The 24814-nt window shown below is 58.6% G+C and carries 19 protein-coding genes and 1 tRNA gene; 14 read left to right on the top strand and 6 right to left on the bottom strand.

The window, feature by feature from the left end:
- Positions 1 to 339 precede the first annotated feature (339 nt).
- From INF32_RS08620 to INF32_RS08605, 4 genes are read left to right on the top strand one after another with little or no spacing between them, the layout of a single operon-like run.
- Entirely contained in the window at positions 340 to 3675 is a 3336-nt protein-coding gene (locus INF32_RS08620) for a SusC/RagA family TonB-linked outer membrane protein (RefSeq protein ID WP_226387933.1), read from the top strand.
- Between the two features lie 13 nt (positions 3676 to 3688).
- On the top strand, positions 3689 to 5158 hold the full coding sequence (locus INF32_RS08615; protein ID WP_226387932.1) for a RagB/SusD family nutrient uptake outer membrane protein: 1470 nt from the start codon (positions 3689 to 3691) through the stop codon (positions 5156 to 5158).
- 21 nt (positions 5159 to 5179) lie between these two features.
- Positions 5180 to 6154: a hypothetical protein gene (locus tag INF32_RS08610; RefSeq protein ID WP_226387931.1), complete on the top strand. Its 975-nt coding sequence runs from the start codon at positions 5180 to 5182 to the stop codon at positions 6152 to 6154.
- Positions 6155 to 6187: 33 nt separating this feature from the next.
- Positions 6188 to 8767 carry a zinc-dependent metalloprotease gene (locus INF32_RS08605; protein ID WP_226387930.1) on the top strand — a complete coding sequence of 860 codons (2580 nt, stop codon included), beginning with the start codon at positions 6188 to 6190 and terminating at the stop codon, positions 8765 to 8767.
- A 114-nt stretch (positions 8768 to 8881) separates the two neighbouring features.
- Here the strand turns inward: INF32_RS08605 and INF32_RS08600 are convergent, their stop codons facing one another.
- Entirely contained in the window at positions 8882 to 9025 is a 144-nt protein-coding gene (locus INF32_RS08600; RefSeq protein ID WP_226387929.1) for a hypothetical protein, read from the bottom strand.
- Positions 9026 to 9526: 501 nt separating this feature from the next.
- Here INF32_RS08600 and INF32_RS08595 point away from each other — a divergent pair.
- Positions 9527 to 10180: a recombinase family protein gene (locus tag INF32_RS08595; RefSeq protein WP_226387928.1), complete on the top strand. Its 654-nt coding sequence runs from the start codon at positions 9527 to 9529 to the stop codon at positions 10178 to 10180.
- A 283-nt stretch (positions 10181 to 10463) separates the two neighbouring features.
- Here INF32_RS08595 and INF32_RS08590 read toward each other — a convergent pair.
- Positions 10464 to 10548: transfer RNA gene (locus INF32_RS08590), tRNA-Ser, on the bottom strand.
- 196 nt (positions 10549 to 10744) lie between these two features.
- Between INF32_RS08590 and INF32_RS08585 the strand changes: the two genes are divergently transcribed.
- From INF32_RS08585 to INF32_RS08575, 3 genes are all read left to right on the top strand, one after another.
- Positions 10745 to 11017: an HU family DNA-binding protein gene (locus INF32_RS08585; protein ID WP_226387927.1), complete on the top strand. Its 273-nt coding sequence runs from the start codon at positions 10745 to 10747 to the stop codon at positions 11015 to 11017.
- A 130-nt stretch (positions 11018 to 11147) separates the two neighbouring features.
- The gene (locus INF32_RS08580; RefSeq protein ID WP_226387926.1) at positions 11148 to 11747 is read left to right on the top strand and encodes a lipoprotein signal peptidase; all 600 of its coding nucleotides are present in this window, start codon (positions 11148 to 11150) and stop codon (positions 11745 to 11747) included.
- Positions 11748 to 11751: 4 nt separating this feature from the next.
- Positions 11752 to 12327, top strand: coding sequence for a pentapeptide repeat-containing protein (locus tag INF32_RS08575; RefSeq protein ID WP_226387925.1), 576 nt, complete (start codon positions 11752 to 11754; stop codon positions 12325 to 12327).
- 198 nt (positions 12328 to 12525) lie between these two features.
- Here the strand turns inward: INF32_RS08575 and INF32_RS08570 are convergent, their stop codons facing one another.
- The 3 genes from INF32_RS08570 to recG are packed head-to-tail and all read right to left on the bottom strand — an operon-like array spanning position 12526 to position 16409.
- Positions 12526 to 13413, bottom strand: coding sequence for a hypothetical protein (locus INF32_RS08570; protein ID WP_226387924.1), 888 nt, complete (start codon positions 13411 to 13413; stop codon positions 12526 to 12528).
- Between the two features lie 35 nt (positions 13414 to 13448).
- On the bottom strand, positions 13449 to 14267 hold the full coding sequence (locus INF32_RS08565; protein WP_226387923.1) for a DUF3108 domain-containing protein: 819 nt from the start codon (positions 14265 to 14267) through the stop codon (positions 13449 to 13451).
- Positions 14268 to 14297: 30 nt separating this feature from the next.
- A complete protein-coding gene (recG, locus tag INF32_RS08560; protein WP_226387922.1) occupies positions 14298 to 16409 on the bottom strand; it encodes an ATP-dependent DNA helicase RecG in 2112 nt (703 codons plus the stop codon).
- A 161-nt stretch (positions 16410 to 16570) separates the two neighbouring features.
- Between recG and ispG the strand changes: the two genes are divergently transcribed.
- The gene (gene ispG, locus INF32_RS08555; RefSeq protein WP_226387921.1) at positions 16571 to 18160 is read left to right on the top strand and encodes a (E)-4-hydroxy-3-methylbut-2-enyl-diphosphate synthase; all 1590 of its coding nucleotides are present in this window, start codon (positions 16571 to 16573) and stop codon (positions 18158 to 18160) included.
- Entirely contained in the window at positions 18157 to 18795 is a 639-nt protein-coding gene (locus tag INF32_RS08550; protein WP_226387920.1) for a WbqC family protein, read from the top strand. Before ispG ends, INF32_RS08550 begins: the two co-directional genes overlap by 4 nt.
- A 75-nt stretch (positions 18796 to 18870) precedes the next feature.
- On the opposite strand, the gene INF32_RS08545 is transcribed toward INF32_RS08550, so the two are convergent.
- Positions 18871 to 20901 (bottom strand): glycoside hydrolase family 2 protein, encoded by a 2031-nt coding sequence (locus INF32_RS08545; protein WP_226387919.1) that lies wholly within the window; start codon positions 20899 to 20901, stop codon positions 18871 to 18873.
- 71 nt (positions 20902 to 20972) lie between these two features.
- On the opposite strand from INF32_RS08545, the gene INF32_RS08540 reads away from it, so the two are divergent.
- From INF32_RS08540 to INF32_RS08525, 4 genes are all read left to right on the top strand, one after another.
- Positions 20973 to 21488 carry a CvpA family protein gene (locus INF32_RS08540; protein ID WP_226387918.1) on the top strand — a complete coding sequence of 172 codons (516 nt, stop codon included), beginning with the start codon at positions 20973 to 20975 and terminating at the stop codon, positions 21486 to 21488.
- Positions 21489 to 21490: 2 nt separating this feature from the next.
- On the top strand, positions 21491 to 22420 hold the full coding sequence (gene rsgA / locus INF32_RS08535) for a ribosome small subunit-dependent GTPase A (RefSeq protein ID WP_226387917.1): 930 nt from the start codon (positions 21491 to 21493) through the stop codon (positions 22418 to 22420).
- A 103-nt stretch (positions 22421 to 22523) separates the two neighbouring features.
- Positions 22524 to 23144 (top strand): TrmH family RNA methyltransferase, encoded by a 621-nt coding sequence (locus INF32_RS08530; RefSeq protein WP_226388131.1) that lies wholly within the window; start codon positions 22524 to 22526, stop codon positions 23142 to 23144.
- A 12-nt stretch (positions 23145 to 23156) separates the two neighbouring features.
- Entirely contained in the window at positions 23157 to 24356 is a 1200-nt protein-coding gene (locus tag INF32_RS08525; protein ID WP_226387916.1) for an aspartate aminotransferase family protein, read from the top strand.
- Positions 24357 to 24814: the final 458 nt, after the last annotated feature.

Raw genomic sequence — 24814 nt, 5'->3', positions numbered from 1 at the left:
ATAAAAGAATCTTTATAACATCATAAGTTATATTTTTACGATATAATTCTATAAAAAGCGTGATGCATTTTGTTTTACATAGCGTTCCGCAGGGCGGCAGAAAGGGCGGTTCCGTGCCTTTCGATCGTAAAGCCGGACCGGAGTATCGGGTTTTCACTTCGCTCGATTCGGTGTGGCGTGTCATCATCGCACCTTATAATTGATTCCTGAAACATAATCCGGGTTCTTTCCGGAAACTGAAAAGTTGTGCCCGAACGGGTACGGCTTCTTTTGATACGTTGACCATTCTAAAAATACGTGTGATTTGGTAAAATTTCTACTAATTAAAAAACAAAAATGATGAAGAAACAGTGTGTGGGACTCAGGTCGTTTTTGTGCCGGCATCTGGCGTGGTGCGTCATGCTGGCGGGGATACTCTCCCTGACGGCGATGAGTCTGTCCGGTTTTGCCCAGGGCAAAGCTCCGGCGGTGGCCAAAGGTACGGTGGTCGATCAGAGCGGGAAGCCTATCGCAGGCGTGGCCGTGGTGATCAAGGGTACCAGTATCGGTACGGCGACCGATGCGAAAGGCAAGTATGAGCTCGAGTTGTTCGACCGCAAGAACGTGGTGCTCGTCTACTCCATGCTGGGCATGAAGAAACAGGAGATTCCCTACCGGAATAACACTCCGGTCGTCGTGAAGATGGAGGAGGCTGCCGAGAGTGTCGACGAGGTGGTGGTGACGGGATACCAGAAGATCGACAAGCGCGAGCTGTCCAGCTCCATCGTTTCGATCAAGGGGGCCGATCTGGTGGGCGGCGCCCAGATGTCGCTCGACCGGATGCTGGTCGGACGGTTGCCGGGCGTGGCCGTGTCGGGTCTGACCTCTACGCCGGGTGCGGCGCCCAAGATACGTATCCGGGGCCAGAGCTCCATCACGGGTAACCGCGAACCGGTGTGGGTGCTCGACGGGATCATCTTGGAAGAGCCCGTGAACATTTCGGCCGAGGAGCTCAACAGCCCCGACTATGTGAATCTGATCGGCAATGCCATCGGGTCGGTCAACCCCGAAGACATCGAGCGGGTCGATATTCTGAAAGACGCTTCGGCGACGGCCATCTACGGAGTGAAGGCCGCCAACGGCGTGATCGTGGTGACGACCAAGAAGGGAACCAAAGGAGCGCCGCAGGTGAACTATACCGCTACGCTGACGGTCACTTCGCCTCCGACCTACGACAAGATGTTCCGCATGAACTCGGCCGACCGGATCGACATGTCCATCGAAATGCAGAACCGAGGCCTGCAGTTTTCGACCTCGACGGCCATGGACGTGGGATACGAGGGAGCGCTCCAGAGGCTGTGGAACCGGGAGATCGACTACCCCGAATTCCTGTCGCAGGTCAACACGCTGCGCACCAACAACACGGACTGGTACGGCGAGCTGTTCCGTACGGCGTTCAGCCACCAGCACTCGATTTCCGTGTCGGGCGGCAATGAGAAGACCGACTACTATTTTTCGGGCGGTTATGCCAACGACAGGAGCGTGACCATCGGCGAGGACGTGGACCGTTACACGGCCATGATCAAACTGAACACCCAGCTGGCGAAAAACCTCAAGGTGGGTTTCAAACTCGCCGGGTCGATGTCCGAGACCGACCGTCCGCATACTTCGATCGACATGTACGAGTATGCCTACAACACATCCCGGGCCATCCCCCTGTACAACCCGGACGGAAGCCTCTCTTTCTATACGGGGGGCATGGGGCATAAATCCGCCAAACTTCCGTACAATATCATGAATGAGCTGGAGCACGGCGGATACGGAAGCACCAATACGAACCTTTCGCTCAACGTCAATCTCGATTGGGATATCGCTCCCTGGATCAAGTATTCGACCGTGCTCGGTATCGCACGCAACCAGAACGAGGAGGATACATGGGCCGACGAGCAGAGTTTCTATATCTCTCAGATGCGGGGACTGGCTTACGGAAGTATCGTTCCCCTGCCGGACGAAGACAAGGATTATGCAGACAATTATTCCCTGCCCTATGGCGGCGAGTTGATCAACCGGAACACCTCCAACAACTCCTATACGTGGCGGAACAGTCTGGCCCTGTTCAAAAACTTCGGCAAGCACAGCCTCTCCGCGAACCTGGGCCAGGAGGTGCGCTCTTCGAAATACGACGGAGTGAAGACCACCCAGTACGGTTACCTGCCCGACCGCGGCAAGAAGTTCGTGGATATCGACCCGATCCAGTGGCCGGCCTATGCCAAACTGCTGCGCTCCCATCCCGACGAGATTACCGACACGAAGGACAACGTGCTTTCGTACTATGCGACGGCTACCTACTCCTATGACGGGCGTTACATCGCCAACTTCAATATCCGTACGGACGGTTCCAACAAGTTCGGACAGGACCCCAGCGTACGTTTCCTGCCGATCTGGTCGGTGTCGGGACGTTGGAATATCGCCAACGAGAAGTTCTTCGAACCGCTGCTCGGCGTGTTCAACGACCTCTCGATCCGCGGGTCGTACGGTATCCAGGGTAACGTGCACCCCGACCAGACGCCCAACCTGATCACCTCGCTCGGGTCGCTGGACGGTATGACGCAGGAGTATATCGCCACCCTTTCGAAGTATCCCAACACGAAACTGCGTTGGGAGAAGACCAATTCGTATAACCTGGCCGTTGATTTCGCCCTGCTCAACAACCGGATTTACGGTTCGTTCGACTACTACTACAAGAAGGGCAAGGACCAGGTCGTGCAGAAGACGCTGGCCCCCTCGACCGGAGCCGATTACGTGGCTATCAACGAGGGCGACGTGGAGAACAAGGGCTGGGACCTGGCCGTGTCGTTCGTTCCGGTCCAGACCAAGAACTGGACATGGCACATCTCCTTCAATACGGGTAAGAACTACAACAAGGTGCTGAATGCCGGGGAGGACCAGTCCATCACGTGGAGCGATTTCGTGGACGGATCGCTGGTGGTCAACGGTTCGGCGCTGAACAGCTTCTATTCCTACCGGTTCAACAAGCTGGACAGCGAAGGATACCCCACCTTCTTCGGAACGGAGCAGAAGGACGGAGACAAAGCCCTCGTACATTCGCAGCAGGAGGCCTTCGACCGCGTATTCGCTTACAGCGGCAAGCGCGATCCGGACCTGACCGGCGGTATCTCCACCTACGTGCGTTACAAACGGTTTACCTTCAACTGCCTCTTCTCGTTCAGCTTCGGCAACAAAGTGCGTCTGAACGACCTGTACGAATCCGCAGGACAGGCGCTTCCCACGCCGGAGCAGAACATGTCCAGCGAGTTCGTGGGCCGCTGGCAGAAGCCCGGCGACGAGAACTTCACGAACATTCCCGTGCTCTCCCAGGAGGCTCTGGAGATCAGGGACAACGAGGTTCTGTACCGGTATGCCAATAACATGTGGGACATGTACAACAAGAGCGACCTGCGGGTCGTGTCGGGCAACTACCTGCGCTGCCGATCCATGTCGCTGCGTTACGATTTCGATCCCAAACTGCTGAAAAAGGTATATATGAAGGGGGCGAGCCTCAGTTTCGACGCGGGCAACGTGTTCGTCATCAAATCCAAGGATTTGAAGGGCCGCGATCCCGAACAGCTCGAACTGGGTTCGCGCACCGTTCCTCCCCAGAGGAGCTACTCCTTACGTTTGAGTATAACTTTCTAAGACGAATCAGAAGATGAAAAAGATATTGTTATTCGGTGCGTTGCTGGGAGTGCTCTCCTCCTGCAGCGAGTTCATGAAGGAGAGTTCGCAGGACCTGATGATCCCCAAGTCCGTGAAGGATTACAAGGAGTTCCTCTACGGCGAGGGATTGGCCAACGGAACCGACCTGACTCCCTATCTCGAACTGATGTCGGACGATGTGGTCGATGTGGTCGATCAGTGTCCGATCGTAAATGACTGGCGGGAGAAGATGTGGGGCTACTATACGTGGCAGCAGAATCCCGAACTGGACGTGCTGAACACCCAGCAGGACGACAAGGCATGGGATCGGTATTATCATAAGGTGTTGATCGCCAATATTATCATCGACGCGGTTCCCGATGCCGAGGGGTCCGACGCGGAGAAGAACGATCTGTACGGCGAAGCCTATTTCCTGCGCGCCCTCTCCTATTACATGCTGGTGAACCTCTACGGGGAACCGTACGACGAAGCGACGGCCGCTTCGGCCAAAGGGGTGCCCGTCAATCTGGAGGCCACCGTTCAGAACGTGCAGTTCGCCCGGGCTTCGGTGGAGGCGGTCTATGGCCAGATCGAATCGGACCTTCAGGCTTCCATCCGGCATTTCAAACAGGCCGGCATCGAGAAGACCATTTTCCGGCCCAACCTGGCGACCTCCTACCTGATGGCTTCCCGGGTCGCCCTCGTCATGAAGAACTGGGATCATACGATCAAATACGCCGATTCCGTGGAGATGGTCTCGTCCGCCGGTTTGTACGACCTGAACTCCTTTTCGGGGGACAAGACTTTCCTGAACCGGCAGAATCCCGAACTGCTCTTCTCCTATGGAGGATTCTCTCTGCATGACTATATCAAGAATTATTCTAACTGGACGGCTGCCTATATGCCTTCGCCGGAGTTGATGGGCCTCTATGAGAAAGGCGAGGAAGCGGAAGGAGAAGAAGAAGGTCCGGCCGCCGGCAGGGACCTGCGTCTGGATCATTTCTATACGATGGTCGAGTGTTGGGCCGTTAATTATCAATGTCCTTTCAAGTACTATGGAAGCGATTACAACATTTATCCGCAGGTGTTCCGGCTGGCCGAAGCATATCTGAACCGGGCCGAAGCGTACGCCGAGAGCGGGAACACCGCCGGGGCGGTCGCCGATCTGAACGCGCTGCGCCGGAACCGTTTCACCTCCGGCTACGAGCTTCCCGCAGGGCTTTCCCGGGAGGAGACGATCGCCCGCGTGAGGGACGAGCGCCGTATGGAACTGGCATTCGAAGGGTTCCGTTGGTTCGATCTGCGCCGGTGGGGATGCCCGAAGATCGAGCATGTGTACACGGATGTCAACAATCCTGTTTCGGGCCAGACGTACGTATTGGAGGCGGGGAGCGTTTCCTACACGCTGCCCATTCCGAGATCGGAGCTGGATAAGAATCTGGTCATCGAAAACATCAACCGTCCGGTCAGCAATCCGAAATAATCAAACAAGAGATTTCAAACCATGAAAAAAATAGCGATTTTATTTTGTGCGGCGTTTGCCCTTCTGCTCGGTTCGTGCGAGAAGGAGGACGCGTTGAACGTCGCTCCGATCGAGTCGAAATACAATCTGGAGGACGACCCGAACGACCCCGTGCAGCACTTCATCCACGAAACGTACCGCGATTACGGAATCGTGGTGATTACGAATCCCACGGAGGAGGATTACAAGTATAATTTTACGAATCAGAACCTGCTGGAGCTCGTTCCGCCCGCACAGACGCCCGAGGTGTTGCAGGCCGGTGTCGAATTCCTCAAACGGAATTTCCTCGACCTGTACAGCACGGAGTTCAAGAAACAATATATGCCCTTCACCCTTATTCTGGCGGAGAGCGTCATCAACCGGGCTCACGGAGGATCGGATTATGTCGATACCTATTCGAGCAAGGGGATGCTGATCATTTCGAACGTCGATGAGAATATGGGGGCCCTGCCGGCTGAGACGGAGAAACAGTACAGGGCTTCCGTCAATGCCGCGTTCTGGAGCTCCTTTATGGGGGGAGTACGACAGCTTTTCACCGTTCCGGACGAATTCTACACGGTGAGCGGAGGCGAATCCGGTGACGAGGGGGCGTACCGCCGGTATAATAGCAGCAGCAAGTATACTATGGAGATAGACTGGGATACGTTCGAGACGATATTTGTGCCGAATCCCGATTATGTCGAGCTGCCCGACGCCTCTTTCTGGTATAAGGAAGGGTTCGTCAATCTGAAGCCCGTCGTGACGGAGGACCCTGATTATCCCTATTACGACGGGTGGGAGATTCAGTTCCCCCAGCCTTCGGAGGATTTGCCGTTGTGGGTCGAGTTCATCTTTTCCCATACGGACGCCGAAATCGAGGAGTTGTGCCGGACCTATGAAAAGGTGCAGCAGAAATACGTCATCGTGAAAAAGGCGCTCGAGGATGCCGGCTGCGATCTGGGACTGATCACTCAGTAAGACAGAAAAACTATTTAAACCTTACAGAATATTATGCGTAAACTACTCAGTGCCGCCCTCGTCGTTTTGATGATCGGCGTGGCGGGTTCCGCCGGGGCCCGTACGGGAATCTTCGATGCGAAAAAGAAGAAGGCGGCGAAAGAACAGGCGGTCGCAAAGACCGATTCGACCAAGCACGAAGGCAAGGAGGCTTACGAAAAGCTGCTGAAGGATGCCACGACCTACAAGGGAATGTTCGATGTCCATGTGGTGAAGGACAAATACTATTTCGAGATTCCCCGTGACCTTCTCGGCCGTGATTATCTGCTCGCCTCGCGGGTGACCAGCATCAGCAACAACAAGGATATCGCCGCCGGTCAGATGCCCCGCAGTCCGATCCACATCACCTTTTCGGCCGACAAGAAAAACGTGTACATGCACATGAAGAACACCACCACCGAGTGCGACACCGCCTCGAACATGTACATGGCCTTCGTGAAGAACTATGTCGATCCGATCTGGAATGCCTACAAGATCGAGGCGATGAATCCCGACTCGACGGCTTATGTGGTCGACATGACCGATCTGTTCGTGGGCGATGTGGAGGAGCTGAGCCCCTTCCGCGGAGCGAATATCTGGGATGTGCTGATGCGGAAGAAACCGCTGAGCGGATCGCTCTCCTCGTCGAAATCCTCGATCATCGGGGTGAAGGCCTTCCCGCAGAACATCAACATCAAGAGTCAGCTTACGTATAATGCCGACGGGCCTTTCACCGCGGTGATGACCCGCAATATCGTCATGCTGCCCGAAAAGCCGATGCGTCCGCGCTACTACGATCCGCGGGTGGGCTATTTCTCGGAGCGCCGCAGGCTCTACACGGAGAAGGAAGACGGCATCAAGGAGTACGAGATCATCAACCGCTGGGACATTCAGCCCAGGCCGGAGGACCTGGAGCGCTACAAACGGGGCGAACTGGTGGAGCCCGCCAAGCCGATCGTCTATTATGTCGATCCGGCCATTCCCGAGAAGTGGCGCAAATATATCAAAATGGGTATCGAGGACTGGCAGACGGCTTTCGAGGCGATCGGTTTCAAGAACGCCATCGTGGCCCGCGACTACCCGACGGACGATCCCGATTTCGATCCGGACGACATCCGGTACACCTGCTACCGCATGATCACCACGCCGACCCAGAATTCGATGGGGCCCTCGTGGATCGACCCCCGTTCGGGCGAAATCATCCAGGGCGACGTGCTGTTCTACTCGAACATCGTCCGCCTGCTCCATGACTGGCGTTTCGTGCAGACGGGCGCCGTCGATCCCGATGTGCGTACTCCTCTCTTCTCGGACGAACTGATGGGCAGTTCGCTGCGCTATGTCGCCGCCCACGAGGTGGGACACACGCTGGGACTGGCTCACAATTTCGGGGCTTCGTACGCCTATCCCGTCGATTCGCTCCGTTCGCCCTCCTTCACGCAGAAGTTCGGAACCACTCCCTCGATCATGGACTATGCCCGTTACAATTACGTGGCGCAGCCGGGCGACAAGGAGCGGGGCGTACGCCTCACGCCGCCCGACCTGGGAGTATACGACATCTATGCGATCAAATGGGGGTACAAACCGATTTTCGGCGCTTCCACGCCCGAGGCCGAGCGCGATACGCTCGATTTGTGGATACGGGAGAAGGCCCACGATCCGATGTACAAGTTCGGTCCGCAGCCCTTCATCAATGAGTACGATCCCTGCTGCAAGGCGGAAGACCTTGGGGATAACTCCGTGAAGGCGTCCGAGTACGGAATGAAGAACCTCAAGTACATCATGAAGCACCTGAACGAATGGACGAAAGAGGGCGATCCGGACTACGAGCGGATGATGGCCACTTACCAGCAGCTGTGGATACAGATGCAGCGCTACCTGCTGCATGCCTCCGTGTCGCTGGGGGGAATCTACTTCGACATGCCCGTGCGGAACGACGGAGGAAGACCCGTGATCCGTTTCGCTCCGAAAGAGGAGCAGCGCGAGGCGTTCGATTTCATCTTCACCACGCTGGAGGAGCTTCCCGACTGGGCGTTCGATACGACGGTGACCAAATTCACCGGTCCCTACTACTCCGCTTCGACCCTCCAGTCGATCATGATTTACCGGATGTTCTTCTCGAATATCTCTTCGAGCCTGATCCTGTTCGAGCAGCTCGATCCGAAGAATGCCTATACCTACGCCGAGTTCATGGACGACCTGTTCGACCGGGTATGGAGACGGACGCTCCGCCGTCAGTCCCTTTCGCTGACCGACCGTACCTTCCAGCAGGCTTATGTGGAGAAGATTCTCGATGAGAACGGTCTGGGCAAACCCGCTCCCGCCTCTCCTTTCGGTTTCGCGGGAATCGGAGAGAGCGAGATGTCCGAACGCCTCATGACCGATCCCGGGCAGGTCGTGCTGACCGACAAGGGGATTACCTATGAGTTGAACACGCTGGCGGAAACGACCGCTACGAAACAGCCGATCTACTATAAGAAGATGATGGATACCTATTCCCTGTTGAAGCAGGTGCAGAATACGGGCGACCGGACGACCCGTGCGCACTACCAGAGCCTGCTGTTCATGATGAAACAGAAGATCGAGAAGGGAAACTGACCTTTTCTGTCCGGAATTCCCGGTGATTCCCGGAAATAAGAATCCCCCCTGCCACGGCGACCGCAGCAGGGGGGATTTTATGTCGGAACCCGCAAGAAGACCGGATTCCCCGTTCTATTGCGGATTCGTGAAGCAGTTGACGAGCAGAACGATGAATGCGATACACAACAGGAACAGCATGGCATATCCTCCCATTCTGTAAAGTTTTTCGAAACGTTCGTTGATGAAACCTCCCTCTTTGGTCTTTTTCAGATTCATGGTACCTCGATTAATGATGATATATATGATTTGTCTTTGTCGTTCTATATACAGCCCTTTTGTGCCATAAACCGGTTACCGGTGAAAGGATAAGCGTGGGTTCCCGGACGGTGTCCATCCGCATGGCCGCCTTGACGACGACCGACGGCGGGGTATCCGGTTCGGGGCCGGATACGTTTTTTATGGCATATATCTTTCATTTTCAATGTATTGCTGCGCGCGATCTGTCGTTTTGACGTTCGATTGATCGTAAAGGCGGAAGACATCGGAATAATGTCCGAAAACCGTGCCAAAACTGTTTTTTAAATTCCTGAGATTGTTTCCCGTAACGGGAACATTTGTGCGTTTTGTGATTTTGTGTTACCTTTGTACGTGAAAACGAACGTTTTTTGCAAGCGAAATCCGGACGGAAGTCCGGATTTTTTTGTGACTGTATGCGGATGGCTCGGATTCTGAATATTCACCGGAAAATATCTGAATATTCACCAAATAAATAAGAGTATGATTATCGCTTATTTGAGAGTCAGCACCGGCCGGCAGCATCTGGCCAATCAGCAGGACGAGATCGAACGTTTTGCGCGGTTGAAAAACTTACAGGTAGATAAATGGGTCACCGAGGTCGTCAGCGGACGGAAACAGGCGGGGGAGAGGAAGCTCGGGGGACTGCTCAAAAAACTCCGTGCGGGAGATACGCTGATCGTCACCGAACTTTCCCGGCTGAGCCGTACCCTGACCAGCATTATGTCGATCATGGGGCACTGCCTGAAACATAAGATCGTGCTGTACAGCACCAAAGACGGCTATGCGTTCGACGATAGCATCAACAGCAAAGTGCTCTGTTTCGCATTCGGTCTGGTAGCCGAGATCGAGCGGAATCTGATTTCGATGCGGACGAAGGAGGCCCTGGCGTTGCGGAAGGCGGAGGGGAAGGTGCTGGGACGGCGCAAAGGGGACTGCCCGAAGATGGGCCTGCTCGTTTCCAACCGGAAGGAGGTGCTGAAATCGTTGAGGCAGGGGGAGAGTGTGGCCGGAATATGCCGTAGGTACGGGATTTCGAGAGACACTTTCCGGAGGTTCCGTCTCGACGACTGCGAGGTGGCCCGCTGCCTGGAAAAGAATATCGCTGCGAGGAAAGGGGGCAGAAACCGAACCTGAATTTTCCGCCCGAACGATAGTTCATGTAATCGGTCCACGGATCGGCCCGGTAGTGCAGGGATAGGGCCGTACCCGGGCGTTTGACGGGGAAATTCGGGGGTGCTTCGGCCGGTCTCCGCAGGGGAATGGCCGGATTCTGCCGGAGAAGGTACGGCCGGGGGGGAGGACGTTCGGGAGGGACGGGCTGGCCCGATGGCTGCTGTTTTAACGGTTTCACCCCCGTCAGAATTTGCTCTGACGGGGGTGATGACTGCTTTTCAAGGCTGACAGGACAGCCCTCCGGCGGAAAGAGAGGGATTCGAACCCCCGGAGCCTCGCAGCTCAACGGTTTTCAAGACCGCCGCAATCGACCACTCTGCCATCTTTCCGGTGACAAAAGTAGCACCGATATTCGGTATTTGCAAAAAAAATATCGTTCCGGAGCCCTTGCAGTACATAGAAAGTGTTCGAAAGGAGGATAAAAATGCGCCTGTGTGACTGGCGATTATGGAATTTTATTTATACATTTGCATACGACCGTCGAAAGAACTGCTGCTCGAACCTTAATCTTAAACCTTATTTATAATGAACAAAGCACAACTCGTAGATGCCATCGCCAGCGAGGCGGGCATCACAAAAACGGATGCAAGAAAAAGTCTGGATGCATTTATCAAGGTGACGGGAAAGGCTCTTGCCGGAGGCGATAAGATCGCATTGGTCGGCTTCGGCTCTTTCGCCGTGGCCAAGAAACCGGGACGTACCGGACGCAATCCCCGCACGGGAGCCTCCATCAAGATCGCCGCCAAGAACGTGGTGAAGTTCAAGGCCGGCGTGGAGCTGAATGCACTGGTGAAATAAGGAGACTCGGGTTTCCGACAGGAGGGCCGCTTGAGGAAGCGGCCCTCTTTATTTGCCCTGTTTCTGCGGATTCCGTTTCCGCATTGCGGAGTTTTTGTATATCTTTGCCCCGAACGTAACGGATCGAAACATGTCGCGCAAGAAAATCCTGCTTATCATCGTCCTGTTGCTGGTGGTGGACCAGTGCGTCAAATTCTGGGTCAAGACCCACATGGCGCTCGACCAGAGCTACACCGTTTTCCCGAACTGGTTCTTCATCCGGTTCATCGAGAATCCGGGCGCTGCGTTCGGGTTCCAGCTCGGCGGCGATTACGGCAAGTTGATCCTGAGCCTGTTCCGCATCTGTGCGGTGGTCGCGCTGGGGTGGTATATCGTCCACCTGCTGAAAAAGAAGGCGCCGGCGGGCGTATTGGTCGGTTTCGGTCTGATTCTGGCCGGAGCGTTGGGTAATATCATCGACAGCGCGTTCTACGGGCTGATCTTCTCCGAATCCACCTATTTCTCCCCGGCGACGCTTTTCCCCGAGGGGGGCGGCTATGCGGGTTTCCTGCACGGCAAGGTGGTGGATATGCTCTATTTTCCGATCGTCAGCGGTCACTATCCCTCGTGGTTTCCCGGTATAGGGGGTGATCCGTTCACTTTTTTCAGCCCGATCTTCAATCTGGCCGACAGCTATATTACGGTCGGCGTGATCTATCTGATCCTTTTCCAGCGCAAATTCTTCCAGTAGCCCGATGGCCGTTTCGAAGTTCCATGCGGCAGAGGCGCTGTGCGGAGAGGTCTTTTCCGCGGGAGCCTTCGCCGGAACGGAGTGGGAAGGGTGCACTTTCAGCGGGTGCCGTTTCGAAGGGACGGACCTCTCCGGGGTGCTGATGGCCGACTGCCGTTTCGAAGGCTGCGTCTTTACGCTCGTTCCGCTGGGCGGTGCCGTACTGCGGAATCTCTTTTTCTCCGGGTGCCGGTTTACGGGGCTCTGTTTCGGCGACTGCATGCCGTTCGGGTTCGAAGTGGATTTCGTGGATTCCGAACTGGACAACTGTACGTTTACCCGTCTGAAGATGAAGTCGGTCCGTTTCGAAGGCTGCCGGCTCCGGGAGTGTTTTTTCGGCGATTGCGGATTGTCGGCCGCCCGGTTCCCGGATACCGCGATGCCCGGCACCGTTTTCGAAGGCTGCGATTTGCGGAAGGCCGATTTCCGTTCGGCGACGGATTGGACGCTCGATCCACGTACCAATCTGGTGTCCGGCGCCCGTTTTGCGGACGGAAACCTGGCCGGTCTGCTCCACGGTTTCGACATAGTGATCGAGTAATTGTCGTGCCGTACCTGCCGTCCCGCCATGAAAAGTCCGGACCGATCCGCGGGATCTTCGGAAAGGCGCCGGTAAAAAGACCCTCGGACAAGTCGGTTATAACGGTTCCACCCCCGTCGGGACGAATCCGGCAGGGGTGGAAACTTTTTCCGAGGCTTGTCGACAGCCTCTCCCGTATGATGTGGCTCTTTGTCCGCGTTACCGCAGGATCACTTCGTTGCTGCCGATCTGGTATCCGTCCATATAGATCACCACGCGGTATTTGCCGCCCGTGATGCCGGCGCCGTTGTAATAGAGGCTGACGGCCAGGTCCTGGTTCTGGTAGTCGATCTGGCGTGTGGCCGAGTAGGTGAGCATGTCGCCCTCGAATTCGAACACGGCGCCCGAGGTGTTGGCCATGACATAACCGTCCGGTCCCGTAATCCGGGCATATACGTGCCTCTCTCCCGGCGTGGCCAGTTCGTTGGCCGCCAGCACGAAGTCGACGCGCAGGCGGGAGGCGCGTGCGGCACGGGTCACGACCTTGTCGCTGCTGCTGAGGGCCAGCAGCGAGATGTCGCGTGCCCGGATCACCGATCCCTTGCGTATCTTGGTCGAGAGTTCGTCGGCCTTCTCTTCGGCCATGTCGGCCCGCATCTTTTCGGTGGTGATCCGCTTGCGGTAGTCAACGTTTTCGTTGATGAGCTTCTTGTTGAGGGTGTTGAGCGAGTCGATCTGGTGCACGAAACCGCGCATCACCGTGCGCAGGGTACCCAGTTCCTTCTCGTACTGGCGGATCTTGGCCGCGCTGAACGAACGCTCCTTCTTGAGCCGCTGCAACAGCGAGTCGGCTTTGCCCCGCTGTTCCTCGAGATGGCGGGAGATCGTGTCGTTCTCGGTCCGGAGGTTGTCGTATTCGCTCATCAGGTTGGTCAGCCGGTTGGTGAGCGTGTCGCGCTCTATGGCGAATTCGGCCTTCATCCGGTTCACCTGCTGGAAATAGAGGATCGACAGCGCGCCCAGGATGACGGCCAGGATCACGATCACTATCTTGTAGCCCTTGATCGACTTGGACGGGGCGGGGTATTCGTCGTTGTAATCTTCCATATCACTCGTCTTTACGTTCTGCAAATATAAGCAATTTACTTGATTTTGCTACTGAGGTCGTACCGCAGATCGGAATAGCCGACCAGTTTGCCGCGGATGCTGCCGACCCGGATCGGCGATTCGATGTAGAGCGGTATCTTGTTGCGGTCGTCCGTGATCCAGAGAAAAAATTCGCTGCCGTCCTCGAACGACTCTCCCGAGCTGGTCGCCAGCTGGCAGGAGAACTTCAGTGTCCTGAACTTGCCCAGTCCCCGGATGTTCTTCGTCTCCCGGCCCAGGTATTTGTACTGGACACGGCGGATCGTGTCTTCCAGCACCAGCTCCAGATAACGGGGCTCGCCCGGTTTGAAGGAGTCTATGTCCTCGCCCCGCAGATTGTAGAACAGGGCCAGCGCGTCGAAACTCCGTTCCGTGAGGGGCATCGTCTTGTGGCTGTCGTGTTCGCGCTTGAGGTTCCGGTAGGTGGTGTGCACCTTCATCGAATCCCAGTCGTAACGGTAGGCGCTGACGAAGCGGTATTTCCCTTCCCGGATGTCGCCCGTGAACTTCACCGGGCGGAGGGTCTTCGTGTCGAGCCATGTGTTGTAGGTGTCGTTCAGGTCGAAGAACCAGCGGAAAAAGGGCATCACCCGCCCGTTTCCGTAGATGTTCCACACGGGACGGCCGTCGAGCGAGGTGCGCGAGGTGCGCAGCACGACCTCCGCCACGTCGGTGTTGGGCACCAGCGAAGCGCGGTAACTGACCATGTAGGTCAGGGTCTCCCCGTCCTTGAAGACCCGTTCGGGGGTCTTCGCCGGGGCCGCCGCCACGGCCGCCGACAGCGCGATGCCCGCTATGATGGATTTTACTTTCATATTCTCAAAACGTTATCCTTGCCCGCAAAATTATGAAATCATACTGAAATCTATCTCTTCGCGGGACGAATATTTTTCCCTCAGTTTCGCAAGGCTCGCATGTTGCGGCAGCGACAGGGTCGGGTCGCCGGCCAGTACGGCTTCCGCCGCTTCCCGGGCCCGTTCCACGATCTGACTGTCGCGGCTCAGGTTGGCAATCTTCAATTCGAATGCCAGACCGCTCTGCTGCGTTCCGTTCAGATCGCCCGCACCGCGCAGTTTCAGATCGAGTTCGGCCAGTTCGAACCCGTCCGTCGTGGCGACCATGGCGTCGAGCCGGGCCCGCGACTCGCGCGAGAGCTTCTCGCCGCTCATCAGGATGCAGTAGGACTGTTCGGCCCCCCGTCCCACGCGCCCGCGCAACTGGTGGAGCTGCGACAGTCCGAATCGTTCGGCGCTCTCGATCACCATAACCGAAGCGTTGGGCACGTCCACCCCCACCTCGATCACCGACGTGGCCACCATGATCTGGGCCGCCCCGCTCTTGAACTCCTGCATGGCGGCCTCCTTGTCTTCGGGCTTCATCTTCCCGTGTACGACCGTCACCCGGTATCCGGGCAGGGGAAATTCCCGGGTGATGCTTTCGAATCCGTCGTAAAGGTCTTTGTAGTCCATCTTTTCGGACTCCTTGATGAGCGGATAGACCACGTATACCTGTCGTCCCCGTGCGATCTGTTCGCGCATGAACCCGAACAGGCGCAGACGGTGCGAGTCGAAGTAGTGGAACGTGCGTACCGGTTTGCGGCCCGGAGGAAGTTCGTCGATCACCGAAACGTCCAGGTCGCCGTAGAGCGTCATGGCCAGCGTGCGCGGAATCGGCGTGGCGGTCATTACCAGCACGTGGGGCGGGCGGTGGTTCTTGGTCCAGAGCCGGGCCCGCTGTTCCACCCCGAAGCGGTGCTGTTCGTCGATCACCACCAGTCCCAGGTCGGCGAACTGCACCGTGTCCTCCAGCAGGGCGTGCGTGCCGATCAGAATGTGGGTTTCACCGCTGCGTACGCTCTCCAGTACGGGTTTGCGTTCGCTTTTCCGGGACGATCCGGTGAGCACCTCCACCCGGATGCCCAGTCCGCCGGCCATGCGGCGGATCGTGGCGAAGTGTTGCCGGGCAAGGATTTCCGTGGGCGCCATCAGGCAGCTCTGGTAACCGTTGTCGGCCGCCAGCAGCATCGACATCAGGGCCACGAGCGTCTTGCCGCTGCCCACGTCGCCCTGCAGGAGACGGTTCATCTGGTGGCCCGTCACCGTGTCTGCGCGAATCTCCCGGATGACCCGCTTCTGCGCTCCGGTCAGGGGAAACGGCAGTTTCTCCTCGTAAAACGTATGGAAAAAGGTTCCTACCTTCGGAAAGAGGAACCCGTCGTTCTTGTCGATCCGGCCGCTGCGACGGGAGAGGATACTCAGCTGGATACCCAGCAGCTCCTCGAATTTGAGCCGGTATTCGGCTTCGCGCAGCAGCTGCTGGTTCTGCGGAAAGTGAATGTTGCAGAGCGCTTCGCGGAGTCCGGTCAGTCCGTTTTCGCGCCGGATCTCCTCGGGCAGCGTCTCCTCGATCCGTTCGCCCGCCAGCTTCCAGAGGTTGCACACCAGCGTGTAGATGCCTTTGGTGCCGAGCTGGTTCGATGAGAGCTTTTCCGTGGTGCTGTATACCCCCTGTACTCCCGCCTGCGGACGTCCGAGCAGGGCGCCCAGCGGCTCCACCTCGGGGTGGACGAGCGAAAGTTCGCCCCGGTAGATGCTCGGGCGGCCGAAGACGATGTATTCCCGTCCTTGCTCCAGCCGCTTTTCGATCCAGTTGATCCCCTTGAACCACACCAGTTCGGCCGTGCCCGTGCCGTCCGACACGATGGCCGTGAAACGCCTCTTCGGACCTGCGCCCGCGAGGGAAAACCCCTCGATCCGGGCCTTCAGCTGGATGTAGGCGAGCGAATCGTCGCGGATTTCTGCGATCTTGTAGATTTTCGTGCGGTCGATGTAGCGGAACGGGAAGTAGTAGAGCAGGTCCCGCAGCGTGCGGATGCCCAACTCGCTCCCCAGCAGGGCCGCGCGTCGTTCGCCCACTCCCGTGAGGAACTTGATGTCGTTGTCGAGTATCCCGCCCATTCTCTTTCGCCTTGCTCCGCAGTCCCTAAGATAAGCAAAATCCGGAACATTTCCGCACAAAGGTAGCGAATTCGGCGGGATTTCCTCCGTTCTTTCCCGCCCGGGGTCCGCTTTCGGCGGGAAAACACTATCTTTGTTCCGGTTTATGCCGACATAGGATTATGATCGAATTCTGCGAATCTCTTGAAAGATACGTGCGCCGGGCGACCGATCCGGTGCGTGTGGGCTGTACGGTGATCGGGGGGGAGAACCCCGTCGCGGTGCAGTCGATGACCAATACCGACACGCTCGACACGGAGGGCTGCGTGGCCCAGATCGGCCGGATCGTGGAGGCGGGCGGGCCCGTTGTGCGGCTCACGGCTCCCGGGCGGCGCGAGGGGGAGAACCTGCGGGCTATCCGGGATGCCCTGGAGGTGCAGGGGCTGTGGCCCGGCCGGGTGGCGCTCGTGGCCGACATCCATTTCACCCCGGAGGTGGCGATGATCGCCGCCGGGTACGTGGACAAGGTGCGTATCAATCCCGGCAACTACAATGACGAGGACGGGGGAAAGCTCCGCGCCCTGATCGCCCGGTGCCGGGAACGCGGCGTGGCACTGCGGATCGGGGTGAACCACGGGTCGCTCTCCCCGCGTATGGTGGACCGCTGGGGCGACACGCCGCGCGGCATGGTCGAATCGGCGATGGAGATGCTGCGCACGTGCCGGGCCGAGGGCTTCGCCGACGTGGTGGTCTCGATGAAGTCGAGCAACGTGCGCGTGATGGTGCACGCCTACCGGATGCTGGCGGCTGCCATGCGGGCCGAGGGGATGCGCTATCCGCTCCACCTGGGGGTGACCGAGGCGGGCGACGGCGCGGACGGACGGGTGAAATCGGCCGTGGGGATCGGGGCGCTGCTCGCCGACGGTCTCGGCGACACGATCCGGGTGTCGCTTACCGAGCCGCCCGAGAACGAGATTCCCGTGGCGCTCGAGCTGACCGGTTATTTTGCGGAGAGAGCGGGACACGAACCCGTGGAACCGATCGAAGACGCTTCATCCTATTCCCCCTGCGAGTATCGCCGGCGGGAGACCGATCCGGTCGGCCGGGTCGGAGGGGCGAACGTGCCGCTCCTGTACGGGGAACTCGACGGGGAGGAGCTTTCCGCCGTGTCGGACGGGCGGATCGTGCTGCTGGAGAGCGGAAACCGCAATCCCGTGGCCGACTGGCGGGCCCGGATACTGAACCTTTCGGCCCGGGGCGACCGGCGGCCGGTGATTCTCCGCCGCCGTTACCGGGAAAGTTCTCTGCTGCGCCTTCAGGTCCGGGCCGCTGCCGATTTCGGTCCCTTGTTCATCGACGGGCTGGCGGACGGTATCCTGATCGAGAACGATGGCGGGGCCGCTTCGCCGGAAGAGTTGCGCGAATTGGCGCTGGGTATTCTGCAGGCCGCCCGGGTGCGCATGAGCAAAACGGAATATATCGCCTGCCCGGGGTGCGGCCGCACGCTTTACGACCTGCAGAAGACGCTGGCCGCCATCCGGTCGCGCACCTCGCACCTGAAAGGGCTGAAGATCGGCGTGATGGGCTGCATCGTTAACGGTCCGGGCGAGATGGCCGATGCCGACTACGGATACGTGGGCTCCGGGCGGGGCCGTGTGACGCTCTACAAGGGGCGCGAAGTGGTGCGGCGGGCCATTCCGCAGGAGGAGGCGCTCGATGCGTTGGTGGATCTGATTCGCGAGGGGGGCGACTGGACGGAGCCGGAACGATGAACCTCCTGCCGCTGACATACCTGGGCAATGTCCAGTACTTTGCGAAACTGTGTTTCGCGCCCTGCGTGATCGACATTCACGAACATTTCGTGAAACAGAGCTACCGCAGCCGTTGCGACATTCTGGCGGCGGGCGGACCGCTTTCGCTGACGGTGCAGACAGTCCGTCCCTCCGGCGGGGGGTGCGCCGTGCGCGACATGCGCATCGACTACTCCAAACGGTGGCAGCACCAGCACTGGTATTCGATCCGTTCGGCTTACAAGAGCTCCCCGTATTTCGACTATTACGGCGGAGAGCTGGCTCCCTTCTATGAAAGACGTTACGAATTCCTGCTCGATTACGATCTCGGCCTGCTCCGCCTCATACTCCGCCTGCTGGGTGCGGAGGTTCCGCTGCGGTTTTCGGAGCGTTATCTGTCGCCCGGAGAGGCGGAGGAGGCGGGATTCTCCGATTTCCGCTCGTCGCTTTCGCCCAAACCCCGTCTTCACCGGCCTGACCCCTCGTTCGATCCCGAGCCCTATTACCAGGTCTTTTCCGAACGGATGCCTTTCGTGCCGAACCTTTCGGTGATCGACCTGCTTTTCTGCGAAGGTCCGGGCGCACGGGAGATCCTGCGCCGCTCCTGCCGTCCGTGAGGAGCAGGGTGGGAGAGCTTTCTGTGCACCGGCCCCCTTCCGGCCGGGCTTTCTCTTTTTTCCTGTGGAAAAACGTCAGTCGACGATGCTTCTCGATCCGCTGTTGAGGATGTCGATCCCGATCCGGTCGTTTACGTCCCCGCTGCGGGCCTCGATCGTGTTCGTTCCTTCGTGCAGGGCCACCTCCTCCCAGCGGAAAGTGCCGTTCGTGCCGGTTTTCGTGCCGAGCGACGTGCCGTTGACGATCAGTTCCACCTCCGGCCGGTTGGAGTAGACCTTGATCTGCTGTATGGTCCTGCGCCGGGTGTCCCACCTCCGTTCGGCGATATAGACGAACGGCGTGGTATGGTTCCAGTTGGCCTTGTAGAAATAGTAGGCGTCCTTGCGGTATTTGCGGTCGAAGGTCACCAGGCCCAGATCGTTGATCCCGTTTCCTTCTCCCCACGAACGTCCCGCGGCCCCGTAGTCGAACATGTTGGCCACGAAAGTGCCCCACAGCAGGCTGTCGCCCTTGAGATAGTCGAAATACTGTTCATGCAGGTAGGTCTGCCACCGTTCGGGGTGCCAGTTGCCCATGTAGGGGGCGCGGTAGAGCGAATCTTCCTGGTGATAGATGGAGGCGCCGGCCCCGTAGCTCACACCCGAGCGCAGGTTGCTCCAGTCGCGGTGCAGCTGCTCCTGCCAGATCCTGATGTCGGAGGGGGTACCGGCCGTCCAGCCGAAGAAGTGGTCCCACACGATCAGATCGGTGATGAAGTTGAACGGTCCGTCGTTGTTGCTGTCCGCCACGGTCATGCGCGAAGGGTCTTCCTGCTTGGCCAGCATGTTGAGCTGGCGGATATAGTCCGAAGGGTCGTCGCCCCGCTGGTGCAGGTCGGAGAAGAGGCCCCACATCACCACCGAGGGACGGTTCATCTGCTGGCGGATGATCTCGCGGAGCTGATCCTTCCCGTTTTTCAGGAACAGCGGCGAATTGACGAACGCCTTGTCCGTGCGGTAGGCGGCGCCCATGAAGGGCAGGTCGCACCACACCAGTATGCCGTAGCGGTCGCACAGTTCGTAGAACTCCGGCGAATGGGGCACTCCGGCGGTGTGTACCATGTTGGCGCCCATGTCGCGGATCAGTTCGAAATCCTCCTCGATCTGATAGGGCTGCAGGGCCGTTCCCACAAGTGCCCGGTCCTGGTGAGCCTTGACGCCGCGGATCGGGTAGGGACGGCCGTTGAGCAGGAAACCGCGTTCGGGATCGACCGTACAGGTGCGGAAACCGGTGCGGATCACCACCGAATCGGATGCGGCGACATCGTCTGCCGTCAGCCTGATTCCCACGCTGTAGCGGAACGGGTTGTAGACTCCGTCCCACAGCGTGGGGTTTTCGATCCGGAAAGGCAGCCGGGCCGTGGAGACCGTCCGTCCGCTGAGCCGTACGCGGGCCGATGCCTGCGCCACGGTGTCCATTTCGTCGGTGAAGACCGTCAGGTGCACCTGTGCGCTGCCGTCCTTCGTACCGGTCACCTTGACCACCGCTTCGGCCTCCACCTCCTCGCGGGAGACCTTTTTCGGATGGACGAAAATGCCTTCCGTTCCGAGGACGGGGGCGACCGTGACAGGGTCCGTGACGATCAGTTCCACATCACGGAAAATTCCCCCGTAAGAGTTGAGGTCGCCCGCCGTAGGCAGTATGTCGAGCTGGGGCGCGTTGTTGACGATCACCCAGAAGTAGTTCCGTTCGCCGAAACGGAGGAAGTCCGTGATCTCGAACGAGAAGGCCGTGTACCCTCCCCGGTGTTCGCCCACGTGTTTCCCGTTGATGATGACATTGGTCACCGCATTGGCCCCGTAGAAGCGTATGAAGACCCGCTTCCCGCTCCAGTGGGAGGGAATTTCGATCGTTTTCAGATAGTTGCCGATTCCCCGGAAGTAGTCTTTCTTGCCGCTCAGGGCGTCGTTGTTCCAGATATGGGGCAGGTTCACGGTGGGAGCTCCGTCGCTGGTCACCTCGCTGTTGCTGAAAAAGCGCCAGTTCCGGTCGATATTGAACACCTCGCGGCCCTGCACCCCGCATGCCGCGGCAACGATCAGGAGCAGAATCAGATAACGTTTCATAAGCCCGCATTTTACTTTACAAAGGTAAGAATAAACGAAATTAATCGCTATCTTCGTGCAAAATAAATCGTATGAGTTGGTTGGACGTGGTGATCGCCGTTCCGCTGTTATGGGCTCTCTACAAAGGTTATACCGAAGGGGTGATCCTGCAGTTGGGCGGTATTGCGGGGCTTCTGGTCGGGGTATGGCTCGCCTTCCGCTACGGACGGGAGCTCGGGCTTGCCATGAAGCTCGATCCTTCGCTGGCTCCGGTTGTCGGGTTCGTCGTGATCGTGGCCGGCGTGCTGATCGCCATCGGTCTGCTGGGACGGCTGGCCCACGGCCTGTTCAAGATCACGGGGCTGGGCATGTTCGACACGGTGGGGGGCGTGGTGCTCGGAGGGCTCAAGATGGCGCTGATCCTGAGCGTGCTGCTCTGCGGGTTCGACTACCTGAACGGCCGGCACGGCTGGGTGTCGGGCGAGACCCTCGGCCGTTCGCGGCTCTACGCTCCGGTCAAGGGATTGGGGGAGTACGTCTTTCCCTATGTGGATTTCGTGCAGGACAAACTGCTCGGTCCTTCCTCGGACGATTCGAAACAGGAATAGGTATGGAACGGGAATATACGGCGACAGTGGTGCAGAGCACCGGCAGCTGGTACCGGCTGCGGAGCGACTCCGGAGAGTGGGTCGAGGCCCGTATCCGGGGGAAATTGCGGTTGCGGGGATCGCGTTCCACGAGTCCCGTGGTGGTGGGCGACCGGGTCGATTACCGGTTCGATGCCCGGGGCGAAGCCGTCATCACCGACATCCGTCCCCGGCGCAACTATATCATCCGCCGTTCGCCCAACCTCTCGAAGGAGTCCCATATCATCGCCGCCAACATCGACCAGGCGTTCCTGGTGGTGTCGCTCTTTTCGCCGTCCACCAGCTACGAGTTCATCGACCGTTTTCTGGTCACCTGTGAGGCTTACAGGATACCCGCCACGATCCTGCTCAACAAGATCGACCTGGCCCGCACGCGGCCGCAGGAGCTCGGGGAGTTTCTGGAGACCTATTCCCTGGCCGGTTATCGCGTACTGACCCTTTCGGCCGCGGACGGCGAGGGAGTGGAGGGGCTGCGGGAGCTGCTGGCCGGACGTACGACCCTGCTGTCGGGCAATTCCGGCGTGGGGAAGTCGACGTTGGTGGCGGCGCTGGAGCCCGGAGCGGATGTCCGCACGGGCGCGGTGTCCGAGTTCCACCACAAGGGGAAGCACACCACGACCTTTTCGCAGATGTATCCCCTGTCGGACGGCGGGTTCCTGATCGACACCCCGGGCATCAAGGGGTTCGGCCTGCTCGATATCGGAGCGGACGAGCTGGCCCGCTACTTCCCCGACCTGATGCGTTTCGCGCCCGGTTGCCAGTTCTACAACTGCACCCACGTGCACGAGCCGGGATGCGCCGTGCAGCAGGCGGTACGGGAGGGCGGGATCGCCTTCCGCCGTTATGAAAGTTATCTGAAGATGCTCGACGAAGATGAGAAATACCGAAAATAACGAAATCTCAGCCGAAGCTTTCCGTCCGAAAAACGACCGGGAGCGGTGGGCGGGCCGACCGCAGGCGTGGTACGATGCGCGGGTCGCCTATCTGTCCGGGTTCATGACTCCCGAACGGGAGGGAACCCTGCGCCGGGTGGCGGAGATGCGTACCCGTTACCTCACGTTCTGTACCGAGAACACGTTCCATCCCCAGAATGCCAGCGCCCTGCTGCGGAGTGCCGAGGCGTTCGGCCTTCAGGACGTGCATGCCGTGGAAAACCTCTGCAAGTTCCGCCCCAATACGCGGATCGTGCGGGGAACCGACCAGTGGCTCGACCTGCACCGCCACGCATCGACCGCCGGTGCGCTGGCCGACCTGCGCCGCCGGGGGTACCGGATCGTCGCCACCACGCCCCATGCGGGCGACCGTACACCCGAAACGCTCGACGTGGAGAGCGGTCCGCTGGCCCTGGTGTTCGGCACCGAACATGCCGGCATCAGCCGGGAGGTGATCGAGGCGGCCGACGACTTCGTGCGGATTCCCATGTGCGGTTTCGTGGAGAGTCTGAACGTCTCGGCCTCGGCCGCCGTGCTGCTCCATGTGCTGACGCAGCGCATCCGCGCGTGCGGCGCGCAGTGGAGGATCGGGGAGCGGGAACGCGCCGAACTGCTCTTCCGCTGGATGATGGCTTCGGTGCGCGATTCGGAGCGGATACTCTCCCGCTTCGCGGAAAACGAATAATCCGAAAGAGAAATGACGATACTTAGAAAACAGTTTCTGGAACATGTGGGACAGACTTCGGCCGATCCGCTGATGATCGAGGTGGCGCGTGCCGAAGGCGTCTTCCTTTACGGTCCCGACGGCCGGCGCTGGTACGACCTGATTTCGGGCGTTTCGGTCAGCAACGTGGGGCACTCCAATCCCGATGTGGTGCGTGCCGTGCAGCGGCAGGCGGCCGACTATATGCACATCATGGTCTACGGGGAGATCGTCGAATCGCCCCAGGTGCGCTATGCCGCCCGGATCGCCTCGCTGCTGCCCGATCCGCTGAGTTCGGTCTACTTCGTGAACTCCGGCAGCGAGGCGATCGAGGGAGCGCTCAAGTTGGCCAAACGCTGCACGGGCCGCCGCGAGATCGTGGCCTTCCGCAATGCCTACCACGGTTCGACCCACGGGGCGCTGAGCGTCATGGGCGGCGAGGAGTTCAAGAACTCGTTCCGTCCGCTGGTTCCGGGTGTGCGCCATATCCGTTTCGGGGAGGCGGAAGACCTGTCGCAGATCACCCGCCGCACCGCCTGTGTCCTGATCGAGCCGGTGCAGGGCGAGGGCGGGGTGCGGATTCCTCCCGAAGGATATCTGCAGGCCCTGCGTGCACGGTGTACGGAGGTCGGGGCGCTGCTCGTCTTCGACGAGATACAGACCGGGCTGGGCCGCACGGGAGCCCTGTTCGCCCTGCAGAAATACGGCGTGGTTCCCGACATCCTCTGCGTGGCCAAGGCTTTCGGCGGGGGGATGCCCCTCGGGGCGTTCATCTCTTCGGCGGAGATCATGGATGCACTCAAGACCAATCCCGTGCTGGGACATATCACTACGTTCGGCGGTCATCCCGTCTGCTGCGCGGCGGGACTGGCATCGCTGGAATACCTGCTGTCGCACGGGGTCGTGGAGCAGGTCGAAGCGAAAGGGGCTCTTTACGAGGAGTTGGTGGGACGACATCCCCTCGTGCGGGAAATCCGGCGGAGCGGCCTGATCATGGCCGTGGAGTTGGGCGATCCGGTCCTCCGCGAACGGGTCACCCGCGGTCTGAAGGAGGCCGGCATCATGACCGACTGGTTCCTTTTCTGCGACACGGCTTTCCGGATCGCCCCGCCGCTGGTCATCACCGAGGAACAGGTGCGCGACAGTTCCCGCATCGTGCTCGAGGTGCTCGACAAGGTGCAAAAGGGGTTTTGACTATGCTGAATAATAATATGGAACAGGGCCCGGATGTCTATTCCGGGCCCTGTTCCGTATTGTCATCGAGCCAGGAATCCCCTAAAATAGAGAAAAGATAATGCGAGGTCAATATTGCTTTTTTAATCCATATCGCCGATTTTTGTTATGCAATACCCCATTGAGTGTCCGAAACATTTCATATATTTGTGACGTCGGGTAACTGACGGACATATATAGATGAAAGTGTTTTGTGTCATCCTGAGTAGAAATCTGGAAAATTTCAAGCAAACAGGGAGAACAATGACGCTCATCGCTTGTATCACTGTATATCGTTCTGATATATACATACAGGTGTGGGGTATTGTTTATTTGTTTGCGGGTATTCCAGAACCTCTACTCAGATAGACAAAAGGCTCCACACTTTTCTTATTTAGAATATCATTGTCTTATGGAGCCGGGCGAGGATTGCGTTTGTG

The organism is Gallalistipes aquisgranensis, from assembly GCF_014982715.1.
Lineage (GTDB): Bacteria > Bacteroidota > Bacteroidia > Bacteroidales > Rikenellaceae > Gallalistipes > Gallalistipes aquisgranensis.
Note: the sequence above shows the minus strand (reverse complement) of the source record. Positions and strands in the feature narration are given on the sequence as shown.

Bases quoted from the DNA above. Each gene is read 5' to 3' on its own strand.
- INF32_RS08565 (WP_226387923.1), bottom strand. From the start codon at position 14,267: ATGAAAGTAAAATCCATCATAGCGGGCATCGCGCTGTCGGCGGCCGTG.
- INF32_RS08525 (WP_226387916.1), top strand. From the start codon at position 23,157: ATGACGATACTTAGAAAACAGTTTCTGGAACATGTGGGACAGACTTCG.
- INF32_RS08575 (WP_226387925.1), top strand. From the start codon at position 11,752: ATGGCCGTTTCGAAGTTCCATGCGGCAGAGGCGCTGTGCGGAGAGGTC.
- ispG (WP_226387921.1), top strand. From the start codon at position 16,571: ATGATCGAATTCTGCGAATCTCTTGAAAGATACGTGCGCCGGGCGACC.
- INF32_RS08600 (WP_226387929.1), bottom strand. From the start codon at position 9,025: ATGAATCTGAAAAAGACCAAAGAGGGAGGTTTCATCAACGAACGTTTC.
- INF32_RS08550 (WP_226387920.1), top strand. From the start codon at position 18,157: ATGAACCTCCTGCCGCTGACATACCTGGGCAATGTCCAGTACTTTGCG.
- INF32_RS08530 (WP_226388131.1), top strand. From the start codon at position 22,524: ATGACTCCCGAACGGGAGGGAACCCTGCGCCGGGTGGCGGAGATGCGT.
- INF32_RS08585 (WP_226387927.1), top strand. From the start codon at position 10,745: ATGAACAAAGCACAACTCGTAGATGCCATCGCCAGCGAGGCGGGCATC.
- rsgA (WP_226387917.1), top strand. From the start codon at position 21,491: ATGGAACGGGAATATACGGCGACAGTGGTGCAGAGCACCGGCAGCTGG.
- INF32_RS08605 (WP_226387930.1), top strand. From the start codon at position 6,188: ATGCGTAAACTACTCAGTGCCGCCCTCGTCGTTTTGATGATCGGCGTG.
- INF32_RS08615 (WP_226387932.1), top strand. From the start codon at position 3,689: ATGAAAAAGATATTGTTATTCGGTGCGTTGCTGGGAGTGCTCTCCTCC.
- INF32_RS08545 (WP_226387919.1), bottom strand. From the start codon at position 20,901: ATGAAACGTTATCTGATTCTGCTCCTGATCGTTGCCGCGGCATGCGGG.
- INF32_RS08580 (WP_226387926.1), top strand. From the start codon at position 11,148: ATGTCGCGCAAGAAAATCCTGCTTATCATCGTCCTGTTGCTGGTGGTG.
- recG (WP_226387922.1), bottom strand. From the start codon at position 16,409: ATGGGCGGGATACTCGACAACGACATCAAGTTCCTCACGGGAGTGGGC.
- INF32_RS08620 (WP_226387933.1), top strand. From the start codon at position 340: ATGAAGAAACAGTGTGTGGGACTCAGGTCGTTTTTGTGCCGGCATCTG.
- INF32_RS08595 (WP_226387928.1), top strand. From the start codon at position 9,527: ATGATTATCGCTTATTTGAGAGTCAGCACCGGCCGGCAGCATCTGGCC.
- INF32_RS08540 (WP_226387918.1), top strand. From the start codon at position 20,973: ATGAGTTGGTTGGACGTGGTGATCGCCGTTCCGCTGTTATGGGCTCTC.
- INF32_RS08610 (WP_226387931.1), top strand. From the start codon at position 5,180: ATGAAAAAAATAGCGATTTTATTTTGTGCGGCGTTTGCCCTTCTGCTC.
- INF32_RS08570 (WP_226387924.1), bottom strand. From the start codon at position 13,413: ATGGAAGATTACAACGACGAATACCCCGCCCCGTCCAAGTCGATCAAG.